9 protein-coding genes and 2 pseudogenes are annotated in these 14,079 nt (G+C 36.0%); all 11 read left to right on the top strand.

Going from position 1 to position 14,079, the window contains the following annotated elements:
• Window positions 1–22: 22 nt before the first annotated feature.
• Window positions 23–2,774: pseudogene (locus tag E4O01_RS09815) on the top strand (RHS repeat domain-containing protein); the annotation flags it as partial.
• A gap of 577 nt (window positions 2,775–3,351) precedes the next feature.
• Complete coding sequence (locus E4O01_RS09810; RefSeq protein WP_253692038.1) at window positions 3,352–4,101, top strand: hypothetical protein; 750 nt, start codon at window positions 3,352–3,354, stop codon at window positions 4,099–4,101.
• Between the two features lie 10 nt (window positions 4,102–4,111).
• Window positions 4,112–8,356, top strand: a complete 4,245-nt coding sequence (locus tag E4O01_RS09805) for an RHS repeat domain-containing protein (protein WP_253692037.1) — start codon at window positions 4,112–4,114, stop codon at window positions 8,354–8,356.
• A 1-nt stretch (window position 8,357) separates the two neighbouring features.
• On the top strand, window positions 8,358–8,915 hold the full coding sequence (locus tag E4O01_RS09800; protein ID WP_253685068.1) for a hypothetical protein: 558 nt from the start codon (window positions 8,358–8,360) through the stop codon (window positions 8,913–8,915).
• A gap of 28 nt (window positions 8,916–8,943) precedes the next feature.
• A complete protein-coding gene (locus E4O01_RS09795; protein WP_253692036.1) occupies window positions 8,944–9,132 on the top strand; it encodes a hypothetical protein in 189 nt (62 codons plus the stop codon).
• 145 nt (window positions 9,133–9,277) lie between these two features.
• Window positions 9,278–9,631 (top strand): annotated as a pseudogene (locus tag E4O01_RS14855) (RHS repeat-associated core domain-containing protein); the annotation flags it as partial.
• A gap of 1,070 nt (window positions 9,632–10,701) precedes the next feature.
• Window positions 10,702–11,094: a transposase gene (locus E4O01_RS09785; RefSeq protein WP_253692034.1), complete on the top strand. Its 393-nt coding sequence runs from the start codon at window positions 10,702–10,704 to the stop codon at window positions 11,092–11,094.
• Window positions 11,095–11,136: 42 nt separating this feature from the next.
• Window positions 11,137–11,541, top strand: coding sequence for a transposase (locus E4O01_RS09780; protein WP_371819652.1), 405 nt, complete (start codon window positions 11,137–11,139; stop codon window positions 11,539–11,541).
• A 512-nt stretch (window positions 11,542–12,053) separates the two neighbouring features.
• Window positions 12,054–12,362 carry a hypothetical protein gene (locus tag E4O01_RS09775; RefSeq protein ID WP_253692033.1) on the top strand — a complete coding sequence of 103 codons (309 nt, stop codon included), beginning with the start codon at window positions 12,054–12,056 and terminating at the stop codon, window positions 12,360–12,362.
• A 130-nt stretch (window positions 12,363–12,492) separates the two neighbouring features.
• A complete protein-coding gene (locus E4O01_RS09770; protein ID WP_253692032.1) occupies window positions 12,493–12,903 on the top strand; it encodes a hypothetical protein in 411 nt (136 codons plus the stop codon).
• Between the two features lie 123 nt (window positions 12,904–13,026).
• Window positions 13,027–14,064, top strand: a complete 1,038-nt coding sequence (locus tag E4O01_RS09765; protein WP_253695209.1) for a BMP family ABC transporter substrate-binding protein — start codon at window positions 13,027–13,029, stop codon at window positions 14,062–14,064.
• Window positions 14,065–14,079: the final 15 nt, after the last annotated feature.

Genomic DNA, 14,079 nt, shown 5'->3' with positions numbered 1-14,079 from the left:
TAATTATCTCATTCGGACAGCGATTGAAGCAGAAAGCGCGGTGCTGACACTTGTGTACTTTTACATAATTATGATAATACACAAGTGTCAGCAGTCCGCCGCTCAAACTTGCTTATGCACCTTTGAGCTTCGAGTTTTGCCATTCGGCAAAACATCGGGGTTTAAACTTTTAAATTTACTAAACCTCCCCACTGACAGGACTTTTGAAAATAGGCGGAGCAGATACAAGGAGTTAGGCAAAAAAGTACCGCAGGCGTATCGGGTATACGTCGAGGACACTTTTTTGCCGTGCGACGCAGTAGATGCCCGCATATTTTCAAAAGAGGTTATGAAAACAATAGTACTCCATGACGGCTTAGGAAGAATAAGCTATACAGCAAAAGAAGGAGAAGTGTACGTAGACGGAACAGAGAACACAACCCAAACGGGCTGGAACATCTCAAGTGTAATAAACTATGATAATGTAGGACGAAAGATAGAAGAAGGAATGCCCTTCTTTTACGGAGGAAACTTAGAACAAGAACTGGTAAATAAAAACTCTTATGAAGCCCTTGAAGCGTTTTATGAGCTTAACGATTTTACAAAGATAAGAAACGGCACAAAATACGAATATGACGATATAGATAGGAACATCCTAACCACGCTTCCTGACGGACACAAACAAAAAAACGAGTATTCGATAGACGCTTCGCTTCAAATAACAAGGGCAACAGACCCGAAAGAAAACATAAGCATAAGCAAAAAAGATGCACGGGGAAACATACGGGAAGTAGAACGCTTAGATAAAAACAACACTCTTCTTACCAAAGCACGATACGAATACTCCGTATTAGGAGAAATGCTGCGAGCATACGACGCAAACGAAAACCTTTTATCGGTAAGTTATGACTTGCTTGGAAGAAGAACCGCATTAGAAAGCAAGGACACAGGCAAAAAAGAATGGATATACGACGATAAAGGAAGGCTTCAAGCAGAAACCGATTCGGTATTAAAAAACAAGGCTGCCGAAATAAGATACGAGTATGACGGCTTTGACCGCATAGTAAATACCGACTATCCTTTTAGCCATGACATAGAATATAAATACGGAGCGCCGGGACAAAATGGAGCGGGGCAAATAGTCTACAAAAAAGATGAAACGGGAGAAACGCACTATACTTACGGAAACTTAAACGAGGTAGTAAGCGAAACAAGAACCATAAACCGCTACGGAGCGGGAACTAATCCTGAAACTGCAAGCTTTGAATACCGCTCGGACTACCTCGGCAGAATGCAGAGTATGAAATACCCTGACGTAGAAACCATAACCTACACCTATGATAAAGGCGGACAGTTAAAGGGAGTGAGCGGCGTAAAAACCTCGTCAAAGGGAACGGCTGAATACTCTTACGTAGATAAAATCATTTATGACGAACACGCACAAAGAGTTTACATACGCTACGGAAACGGAGTAGAAACAAGATACAAATACGATGAGAAGCGGCGTTGGTTAGATACAATAGAAACAAAGAATAACCAAACTCAAGACGTCTTTCAAAAAATAAAGTACTCATTCGACCCTGTAGGAAACGTTCTAGGATATAATAATGATGCAAGTACTTATGAAACAAAACAGGAATATAAATACGACAATCTTTATCAACTTATAAGCGTAGTAAGGAACAAGTAATCAATACAAGGCTAAAAAAAGCTCTGGAACAACACCTGTAAGCATTGCAAAGTACAGACAAACATTCAGCTTTGATGGCATAGGAAACATGACCAACAAATTAAGCACCACAAACATACCCGGTGCCCAAGGCAACTCCTATCCCAAAGCTGAGCTTGATTATAGCTTAGATTACGAGTACGACCCTGCCTACGCACACCGCCTAATAAGAGCCGGCAACCGATACTACCGCTATGACGCAAACGGCAACATAACAGCAGAAAAAGACGGACCCTTTACCGACGAAGAAGAGTTTGTATTTACATACTCATACTTTGAAGAACAAGACGTTTATGGCGCAGACTACGGCTTCGGGCTTGACGCTCCTAAAGAAACGGAACAGTCAAACCCGCAAGACCTATTTGCCTACAGGCGTAACTACACTTGGAACGAGCGTAACCTCTTAACTAAATCAAGCGACAAAAACTACACAGTCCACTACCGCTACGGCGAAGACGGACAGCGGGCACTTAAATACACAGACGAGGGTAGAAGTGAAACCTTATACTTTAATAACTTCTTTACGATACACATACCGACACAAGACCAGAATAACCCGCAAGGTTTACGGGTACACAAGCATATCTTTGTTGGTAACAGCCGTCTTGTAACCGCGATGACCCACACAGATAATCAAGGCGACAATGACGAGCAAAAAGCTAAACGGTATTATTACCATTCAGACCACCTTGGAAGCGCACAATTCGTAACAGATTGGCGAGGTAAACAATACGAGCATATAGAATACACGCCGTATGGCGAACTCTGGGTTGAAGAAGTTGCTGCGGGGTTAGATAAGTTACCTTTCCGCTTCACGGGTAAGGAGCTTGACGAGGAGACAGGTTTATACTACTATGGAGCGAGGTATCTTGACCCGAAGTATAGTAGATGGTTGTCAGGAGATCCTGCATTAAACGATTACATACCAAAGGCTCCCATTGATGACGAGGCTAAAAAGCATAATGAAAACTTGCCGGGAATGGGAGGGGTGTTTAATACCGTCAATCTTCATGTGTATCATTATGCGGGAAATAATCCGGTGAAGTATACTGATCCGGATGGGAGAAGCGAGACTATATATACAGATGAAGGACGGCAAATACATAAACTGATTTTTGAAATTTATAAAGCTGCCAATGCTCCAGACACTGTTACTGGAAACACTATTTCTATGTCCAAAGCATTATCTGATGTGGGTAAAGTAGATAAAGGACTTGGTCGTACCGATTTAGGCTTAAAACCTGATATATGGAATATGACAACAAATGAAATATATGAAATAAAACCTGATGCAGCAGGTGCAAAACTTGCAAAAAATCAAGCTTTGTTGTACATATCCATATTAAAAAAATATGGTGAAGGCAACGTGCATTTAGGTGATAGCAATGCAAAAGGTACTAGTGGCTTTTTTAATTTAAATGATAAAACTGATGTTTTTTTTCATAGTCCTGAACAAGGTGTTATTCTATATTCTAAGATTCCTGTACCTGATTCAAAGCCATCAAATGTTAGAGCCTTAGCTGTTACAGGACTGGCTCTATATGGCATATATAAAATTCTAAGGACAGCTGCCACAGCAGCAGTGTGTCCTCCTTTAGCAGTGGTGTCTGCTGTTGCACCATAATTTATGGAGGAATATTGAAATGAAAATACCTAGCATATTATTCGGATCATATAACGAAGTTATAAAAAGATTAAGGCCGTTAAAAAATCATAATATAGTTTTTATGAAGAATTTTATAAAAAAAATACAAGCTCCGGATAAAATGATGGAAGTTACGGAAGATACGCCAATCGTAATGGTTGATGGATATCCTACACGTGCAGTACCGAATGCGTTTTTTCCGTCAGTTTTAAGTGATTATATTTTATATGATGAAGTTTATACATCTGATGTTGTGTCATGGTATATGAAGAAAGCTGTGGAAAATTCATGGCTGATGCTTACAGCCTTGGTAGCAGATAGTTCTGTAAGCCTTTTATATCGACATTTTCATAATAAATTTCAAATACGGTTATTAAATGGTCTTGAAAAACATTGGGATGAACTTGTAAGTGTAGGATATTGCTATTATAATGATACATTGGGTTTTTGCAATAATAAAAAACGGTTATTTTTTGAAAAAAGTTATCCATTGTTACAAATATCAAGTATGGTTATGCATGTTCGTGATGTGGAGCACATAATAGAAAATTGGAAGAAATTTAAAAGAAATAAACCAGTCATTCCGTTTACTGAAAGTTCGCCTTTAGAAGAAGAACAAAAAAAAATAATGATTCGAATAATTAACTCAGGGCTATTAAAAAAAATGTCGAAAGAGCAGTTAGATGCTTTTAAAAAACTATACATGGATTATTTTAAAACATCGTTGCCGGATGATTTGCTTACATGAGAAAAATATTATGAAACCAAAACTTTTCATTTATTCACAACCCAACTATCTCATTCGGACAGCGATTGCAAGGGAGCAAAAGCAATTTATAAAAATTGCTTTTGCTGTACATCTTTCCGCAGTAATTTCTGCGGAAAGATACCGAAGCGACAGCGTAGCCCTAAAAAGCGCGGTGTTCAATTTTGTTTTCTTCATAATGCTAAAAAACAAAATTGAGCAGTCCGCCAAAACAAACTCATTACTAGACAGCCCCACTGACAGGACTTTTGAAAATAGGCGGAGCAGATACAAAGAGCCTAGTAAAAATAAAGCGGAGGCGTATCGGGTATACGTCGAGCTCATTTTGCGTAGCGACGCAGGAGATGCCCGCATATTTTCAAAAGAACAAGAGTATACAACCTATTACACCTACGAAGACGGCTATTATAACAGAGCCGAAAAAGAATTCTACGGCTTTAAAACGGTAAGAAGTAAAAACGCAATAGGCACTGTAACTGAAACGGAATACTACATAGACTCCTACTACCGAAAAGGCATGGTAAAACGCGAGATAGTACAAAACGGAAGCACCATCTACTCAATAAAAGAATACGAAACCGATGCAGCACCCCATGCAAGAATAAAAAAAGAAACTACTACTATACGAGAAAACTACAACGAAATAAAAACAGAAAGCGAATACGACTACGATAAATACGGGAACGTAACAAAACTCTATGACAAGGGAGACGTAACAAACACAAATGATGACCTCATAGCGGAAATAACATACTGGAAAGGGGGAAGAGAAGAAGCGTACTTTAAAGCCCACCCCGAAAAAATACATGTCCTGCACGGAAAGACGGGAACTCTTTTGCGTAAAAGGGAGGGTGCATACGACAGCAGAACAGGAGCCTTAACGGAATTAAAACAATACACGTCGCATGGAGCATATCTTGTAAACCGCATAGAATGGACTGATGAAGGGAACATAAAAGCAGTAACAAGCCCGACAGGTAAAAGAGCCGAATACAAATACCTTGACGGCATATATCCTATCGAAATAAAAGAGATAAGTTCTAAAGGAGATAAATCTTACACAAGTAAAATAGAATGGGATCGTATTTTAGGAGTAAAACTAAAAGAAACGGATGCTGCAAACAATACAATGAGCTATAAGTACGACAACTTTGGACGGGTAACAGAGGTGAGAAGCCCCTATGACACAAGTGAAACTCCTTACGCAAAATATACATACATTACTCCATCATCTTCCTTTTGGTACACCGTAACCGAAAACAAAATAAGCACCGAAGCAAAAGACAGCGGTGTAATGAAAACAATTGTAATTCACGACGGTCTGGGACGCATAAGCTACACAGCCAAAGAAGGGGAAGTGTACATTGACGGAACGAATGACCAAACCCAAACGGGCTGGAACATCTCAAGTACAATACACTACGACAAGGCAGGACGCAAGAGTGAAGAAGGAATGCCCTTCTTTTACGGAGGGGATTTAGAAAACAATTTAAAAACCATCTCATCATATCAAGCAATAGAACAGTTTTATGAACTAAACGATTTTACAAAGATAAGAAACGGCACAAAATACGAGTATGACGATATAGACAGGAACATCTTAACTACACTTCCTGACGGACACAAACAAAAAACGGAATACTCTATAGATTCTTCTTTACAAATAACAAAAACAACCGACCCAAAAGAAAACATAAGCATAAGCAAAAAAGATGCACGGGGAAACATACGGGAAGTAGAACGCTTAGATAAAAACAATACTATATTAACCAAAGCCCGATATGAATATTCGGTGTTAGGAGAAATGCTGCGAGCATACGACGCAAACGAAAACCTTTTATCGGTAAGCTATGACTTGCTTGGAAGAAGAACCGCATTAGAAAGCAAGGATACAGGCAAAAAAGAATGGATATACGACGATAAAGGAAGGCTGCAAGCAGAAACGGATTCGGTATTAAAAAACAAGGCAGCCGAAATACGATATGAATACGACGGCTTTGACCGCATACTAAAAACAGACTATCCTTTTAGCCAAGACATAGAATACAAATACGGAGAGCCGGAACAAAAAGGTGCAGGCCGGGTAATTTATAAAAAAGACGAAACGGGAGAAACAAAATACAAATACGGCTATCTCAATGAGGTAACAAGCGAAACAAGAACCATAAACCGCTACGGAGCAGGAAGCAGCCCCGAAACTGCAAGCTTTGAATACCGCTCGGACTACCTTGGAAGAATGCAAAGCATGAAATACCCCGACGGAGAGGTCATAACCTACACCTACGACGCAGGCGGACAATTAAAGGGAGTGAGCGGAGCAAAAACTACAAACAAGGGTAGCATAAAATATTCTTATGTAGACAAAATCCTATATGATGAGCATTCACAAAGAGTGTATATAAAATACGGCAACGGAGTAGAAACGAGATATAAGTACGATGAAAAACGCCGTTGGTTAGATACAATAGAAACAAAGAACAATCAAACTCAAGACATCTTTCAAAAAATAAAGTACTCATTCGACCCTGTAGGAAACGTCCTAGGCTATAATAATGACGCAAGTACTTATGAAACAAAACAAACATACTCTTACGATAATCTTTACCAGCTTATAAGCGTAGAGGGTACAAGTAACCAATACAAGGCTAAAAAAAGCTCTGGAACAACACCTGTAAGCATTGCAAAATACAGACAAACCTTTGCCTTTGATGGCATAGGAAACATGAAAGAAAAGATAAGCACCACAAACATACCCGGTGCACAAGGGAACTCCTATCCCAAAGCTGAACTTGACTACTCGCTTCAATACGAGTATGACCCTGCCTATGCACACCGTTTAATAAAAGCAGGCAACCGTTATTACCGTTATGACGCAAACGGCAATATCACAGCCGAAAAAGACGGACCTTTCACAGATGAAGAAGAGTTTGTATTTACATACTCCTATTTTGAAGAACAAGACGTTTATGGTGCAGATTATGGCTTCGGGCTTGACGCTCCTAAAGAAACGGAACAGTCAAACCCGCAAGACCTATTTGCCTACAGGCGTAACTACACTTGGAACGAGCGAAACCTCTTAACCAAATCAAGCGACAGAAACTACACAGTCCACTACCGCTACGGCGAAGACGGACAGAGAGCTCTTAAATACACAGACGAGGGAAGAAGTGAAACGCTTTATTTTAATAACTTTTTTACGATACATATCCCGACACAAGACCAAAATAACCCGCAAGGCTTAAGAGTGCATAAGCATATCTTTGTTGGTAACAGCCGCCTTGTAACGGCAATGACGCACACCGATAACCAAGGCGACAACGAAGAGCAAAAAGTTAAAAGATATTATTACCACAGTGACCATTTGGGAAGTGCGCAATTTGTAACAGATTGGCGTGGTAAGCAATACGAGCATATAGAATACACGCCTTACGGAGAGCTGTGGATAGAGGAAGTAGCTGTGGGATTAGATAAACTGCCGTTTAGGTTTACGGGTAAGGAACTTGACGAGGAAACCGGACTGTATTACTATGGAGCAAGGTATCTTGACCCGAAGTATAGTAGGTGGTTAAGCGGTGATCCGGCGTTGAATGATTATATACCCAAGGCACCGATAAATGATGAAGCTAAGAAGCATAACGATAACCTGCCTGGAATGGGAGGGGTGTTTAATACCGTCAATCTTCATGTGTATCATTATGCAGAGAATAATCCGGTGAAGTATACTGATCCGGATGGGAAGCAGACAGCGACTGCAATACTTAATGCAAAATGGAAATGTTTAGTGCAAAATTTAAATCAATATATTGAAATGAAACATCAAGTCCAAGATAAAATTATTAAAATTAATCATGAGATTAATAGAAAAAAAGGAGAAATATATGATATCGCATTTAATTCAGTTTATAAAGAAATAAATGATTTCGTTAATTTTTATGATATCTTTGATAATAGTATCAATGCGGCTATGAGTAATAGTGGATCGTTTAATATGATGCTAATTGCTTTTTTAATTAATATTGATGTTGATGCACTAAGTGGATATCTTGTAGATGCTTATTATGCTGAAAATATGCAAACCACTGGAAATGAAGTAAATACTTCTATTTTTACTAAGTTAATGGAAATACGAGAGATGAAAGCTATAAATGCATCAAATAAAGCCGAGTTAGATAATATAGAAATAGAAATTGCAGATATAAAAAAGAAGATAAATGAATTGAAGCTAGGAGACTATTAGTATGTTAAAAAATTTTATAAAAGGATGTGTTCTTGATAAATTATCTATTAAAAAAATGAATACATATGCGGTGTATTGGTTTGTTATAATATTTATTATGGCTAGTTTTATTTTTCCCGCTTGTTTAACTGCTGTATTAAAGTTATTACATTTTGTACAGGGAGATTGGTATAAATTAACTTTTATTTTTCTTAGTATTTTTTTACGTAAAGTTATGATTACTATATTATTGCTTGTATTATTACTATTGAATAAAAAATTATTTAAGATAAATAATTTGGCTTCTATAACAATTATAAAAGCCTGTTTAGCTATATGGTTTCTGAATCCTGTCGTATCAATTTTATTAGAAGTGTCGGGGTCTTCTCTGATAAATATTCCATATTCAATATACTGGTTTGTTTTTATGAAATTTTATTTTTATGAAAATATTAATGAAGAAAAAGATGTAATAATGAGATTTCTTATACTAACTTATTTATTTTTCTTTGTTTTACTTATTGTTTTTATGAAATACATAATAGCTACTCCTTTTTTTATAATTTCACTAATAATATAACGATTATTAAATATATAACAGAAAAAATATGAAAAAGAACTATGTATCAAAAAAAATGTATTATCTCTTTCTCCTCCGGACAGCGATTGAAGCGAAAATCCTTTTTGCGGTTTGTGTAATCAAAAAGCAAGCTCTGACCGGAGGGAAGAGCCTTGCCTGTGAAGACAAGTGCAGCAAAAAGATTGGAGCGAAAAGCGTGGTGCTCAAAGGTGCTTAAATAAAAAACTATCGCTATCTAAAATTCCCACTGACAGGACTTTTGGAAATAGGCCGATGAAAAAGGTACATCCTTGTATCTTTTTCATCTCAGAGTTTTGCATACGCAAAACTCTCAAAGCTAAAACCACCGCCATCTGTGGCGGGGAAAGGTATATGTCGAGGACACTTTTTTGCCGTGCGACGCAGGAGATGCCCGTATATTTTCAAAAGAGGAGACGGGACTTTATTATTATGGAGCGAGGTATTTGGATCCGAAATATAGTAGGTGGTTGTCATGAGACCCGGCACTAAATGATTATATACCTAAAGCACCCATTGACGATGAGGCTAAAAAGCATAATGAGAATTTGCCGGGAATGGGTGGTATATACAACACTGTAAACTTGCATGTGTATCACTATGCAGGTTATTCGCAGCGAAGCTTCGAGCTATATAATCCGGTGAAGTATATTGATCCGGATGGAGAGCGTGTTTTTATGGCCGGTGTAACTGTTACAGCTGGTGCAGGTACTGCTCTTTCATATGAAGTTGGAATAATATTAAGTGTAGATAAACAAGGTAATTATCAAATTGGATCGTATCAAATATCAGGAGGAGGATTTTTTGCTGGTCTTGGTGCCGGTGCAGTTGCTTCTATTTCTTTGGCTCCATATGCTCAGAAAATAGCTGATATGAATGGAACAACAGAAACCCTGGGAGGATCTTATAGTAAAGCCTTTTTTACAGCAGGTGCTGATGTAAATATTCCTTTAGGGGGATCTATATGGAATTCTTATATTTCATTTAATATAGATGTTACGGTTAAAACATCGCTTCCCATTGAAGTGCATGCACTAACAACAACTACAACAACCCAATTATACGGTGAAGGAAAATCTCGTTCGGAAGCATGGAATAAAGCTGTGAAAAACGGATTATTGAAAAATTTGCCTAGTGATGCGATTAAACATTTTAAACGGGCATATATGGAGCACTTCAAAGATGATTTTAATTTGGATTACCATAGTAGAATGGTCTATGATGTTGTTATTTGATATTTTTTTTACGATATTCATGATATCGCATTTTATTTGCATTGTTTTGCTTGCTGTTTTTAATATTAGGTATCGATATAGAGTGTCAACTCTTCTTGCTAAGTATGGATATAATGATTTGGCCCATAATATATCATACATAATTGAAAAAAGAAAGAATTACTCTAAACCATTTTTATCATGTGAAGATAGTAAATTTGAAGATAAAGTATGGAAAGAATTCTATAAATTAAAATTGGATAAAAATAAAGGTAATTTATATTGGGTTCATAAATTTTATAAATTTCTATCATATTTTATAGGGCACCTCTAAAAACCCCCTTTAAAAAAGATTAAAAAAATGATAAAATAAAGTATGAAACAAAAAGGATTATTTGATGAAGAAGATCGTTTAAGAGTATTAAGCAAGTTGGTAGAATAGTCTTGAAAAATTAAACAAAAAAATAAATTGGGAAATATTCAGACCGCTATTAAAAAAAGCATTAACCAAAGAGCCAAAAGGTTTAGGCGGAAGACCTGCATACGATTATGTAATGATGTTTAAAATAATAATCTTACAAAAATTATACAACATAAGTGATGATCAAACGGAATATCAAATAAACGATCGGCTATCCTTTATGAGATTTTTAGGATTGGAATTAAAAGATAAAGTACCCGATGCGAAAACAATATGGCTTTTTAAAGAAAAACTCATTGAAGCGAGAGTATCAAAAAAGTTATTTGAAAAGTTTGGAAAAGAATTAGCTAGGAATAACTTAATAGGAAAAGAGGGAACGATAATAGATGCGACAATAGTAGAAGCTCCGATACAGCATAACAGCAAAGATGAAAATGAACAAATTAAAAACGGAAAAGTCCCTGAACAATGGCAAGAAAAACAAAATAAGGCAAAATTATCGCAAAAAGACTGTGATGCGAGGTGAACAAAGAAGCATAAACGTAATTATTACGGTTATAAAGATCATATAAAAATAGATAAAAAAAGTAAGCTTATATTGAAAGCGACGGTAACAGCAGCCAATGTTCATGATAGTAGAGAGTTAAAAAATTTGGTTGAAAGGGAAGATGAAAGATTATACGCAGATAGTGCCTATATAGGAGAAGAAATAGAGAGGGTTTTAAAAGCGAAAGGAATAGAAGGGCAAATTTGTGAAAGAGGAGCAAGAGGAAAACCTCTTACTAAAAAACAAAAAATCAGTAACAGAAAAAAATCAAAAATACGGGCGAGAGTCGAACATGTATTTGGCTTTATGACAAACTCAATGAAAGGTATCTATGTAAGAACGATAGGATTAGCTCGTGCAACATTTTCGATAATAATGATGAACTTAACATACAACTTATGCCGATATTGCTATCTAAAGAAATAAAATGAGGGAGCATATAGGTAATAAAATGAAAAGTAAGGGAACTTAAGATAAAGAATCCAAGTTTTACACTAGACAATTTATAAAAAAGCTACTAAAATAATAAATAGGTACACTAAAAAATAGGTTTTGAGAGGTGCCCGTATGTATGATTTATTATTTTTAATTATATTTTTCTTTATTTCGACAATGTCAATGATAGGTTTATATTTTACTATATATAATAATTTCCCAAATCTTTTTAGCTGGATAAACATATTCAAGATAGCTATTTGTTTAATTTTCAGTATTATGAATTTTGTCTATGCAATACGAGCTTTAAAGGAGTTTTTAAATAGAAATAACTAAGATATGAAGACATCTCGTTGCGTTTATTTACGAACTAGCTATCTCATTCGGACAGCGATTGACCGGCCCTTAAGCAGTCGTTTTGACGATAGGAATATTTTATAAACTGCGAGGAGCAAAATATTATGAGTATTTTGATTAATCAATTTTAATAATGGAGAAAGGGTATGAAAAAACTTTTTTATCTTATTTGTATTTTGTTATTGCTTTTTTCTTGTTCTACAAATAATAAGATTAAATTGAATTTATCGACGGAAAAAGAACATAAAATAATGGTATTATCGTTTAAAAGATTCGCTGAAATGAACAGTGATGTAAAATTAGATGATATTGATAAATATTGTTTTGATATTAACATGCTTGATAACAAAAATATATATGTATATATATCGCCAAAGGATATAATATTGGGTGGTGATGCTAAAATTATGTATGATAATAATTTTGATATAATTTTTGAACAATATGGAGAATAAATTTTTGATCAATTGATAATATTAATTTATGAAAACAAAATTTTACATTTATCCACAGTCTAACTGTTCCATAAATGACAGAAAATGAAGCTATCCCCATAATTAATAAAATAGGAGAACTAATAAATTAATGAAACGCATTTATATAGATTGTATTAAACATTTTCATAATAGGCAACGGCCTAATAAAATTTTAAAAGATACCGTTACTTCTTATTATATAGAACAAGGTTTATCTTTACCTGAAGGGTATCATGAATTAATATATGACTATTCAAAAATTGATATAAATACAGTTGATGATGATATGTTAGCATGCATGTATTGGGATTGTCCTGTTTTATCAGATGAATTTATCTGTTATTGTTTACCAAGATTTTTAATAAAAGTGTTGGAAGATGGAAGCGATTACTGTTTATTTATTCGTTTAAATGAATTTAACTTTGAAGAATTGTCTTATAATGATTGTAATATTTTACTACGGCTAATAAAAGAAATGAGTGTAGATGAGGAACTAGTCATAGAAAATAAAGGTAATTAGTGACATGAAAATATACATAGTGCGGCCATATAAACTAAATTAAAAAAATAAGAAAAAGTGAAGAAAAATTATTTATTAAAGCAGCTCTTGCACTATCTTCTCTTTTTTGTTATATTGTCAACCATGAGAAAGATTTTTAATTTTATTTTATTTGTTTCTTTTCTTTTAATAGTTTTTTCATGTGCAAAAACTGAAAATGTGCAAAAAGAAAAAGAAATCGGTATTGCGGTTTTTGTTCCTGGTGTCAGGGCTGAAAGTCCGGTTTACGATATGTTGTCTTCCGGAGCGGAAGAGGCTGTTGCTTCTGCAATCGGAAAGGGAAAAAAGGTAAGCTTGAAGATTTTGGAAGCAGGAACCAATCAGGCGGAATGGGGTACGAAGCTTACTTCCCTAGCCGTGGATGGAAAATATGATTTGATTGTTTCTTCCAATCCTGCCATGCCCGGTATCATCGCTCCCATTTCAAAGCAATTCCCCAATCAAAAGTTTTTGCTTTTGGATGCCTATGCCGAAGGGAACCCCATGATTACTACCTTTAGATACAATCAAAGAGAACAGGCCTATATAGCAGGCTATATTTCTGCCCTGGTAAGTTTAAGCAAGATGGAATTTGCAAATCCCGAAAAGAAAATAGGGCTCATAGCGGGACAAGAATATCCTGCAATGATGAATATAATTTTGCCTGCCTTCCTTGAAGGGGCTAGGGCTGCCGATCCCGAATTTACCGTTGATTTTAAAATCGTAGGAAACTGGTATGATGCGGCGAAGGGGGCCGAGCTTGCCCGTGCAATGTATAAAAACGGAGCCGATGTAATAATGCCTATTTCGGGCGGTGCAAATCAAGGAGTTCTTGCCGCAGCAAAAGAATTGGGTTTCTATGTTTCTTGGTTCGATAATAACGGCTATTCAAAAGCAAAGGGCTATGTAATTTCAAGTTCCGAAATGAAGCAGCAAAAACTTGCCTATGAGCAGATTTTAAACTTCATTGACGGAAAACTAAAAGAAGGAAGTCCTTCCACCTTGGGTATCAAAGAAGGTTATGTAAATTTTATTTCCGATGATGAAATTTATATGCAAACAGTTCCCGAAGAAATCAGAAAAAAACAAGATGAAATGCTGAATAAAATATCAGATGGTTCTTTGGATTTGTCGGTAAAATAAATTTTTAAAATCGAG

Source organism: Treponema sp. OMZ 790, assembly GCF_024181285.1.
Lineage (GTDB): Bacteria > Spirochaetota > Spirochaetia > Treponematales > Treponemataceae > Treponema_B.
The sequence above is the reverse complement of the archived record's forward strand: the minus strand, read 5'-3'. Positions and strand labels throughout refer to the sequence as shown.